1 protein-coding gene is annotated in these 249 nt (G+C 61.0%); it reads left to right on the top strand.

The genetic code is table 11. The features are described 5' to 3' along the window. Positions 1-249: hypothetical protein (locus SB772_RS44060; protein WP_410839031.1), on the top strand; the 249-nt coding region annotated here is incomplete at both ends.

Raw genomic sequence — 249 nt, 5'->3', positions numbered from 1 at the left:
AGACCAACCAACTGAAAGCGCGCCTCGAGCAACAACTGCCGCATTTGCACCCTTCGATCCACCTGCCTGAGCAGGACGCCCAGGGTACTTTGGCGCGTTTCGTCAGCGCCTACATCGACCAGGTGCCAGAGCTGCTGGAGGCTGCCCACGAGGTGGCCCGCGAAGCAGGCATCGAATCGCAGATCAAGCCGGTGCTGAAAAGTGCCGAAGCTTATTTCATGCAGCCGCCCAGCGTGATGCAAGGGCACG

It is taken from the genome of Paraburkholderia sp. SIMBA_030, from assembly GCF_046535245.1.
Classification (GTDB): domain Bacteria; phylum Pseudomonadota; class Gammaproteobacteria; order Burkholderiales; family Burkholderiaceae; genus Paraburkholderia.
Note: the sequence above shows the minus strand (reverse complement) of the source record. Positions and strands in the feature narration are given on the sequence as shown.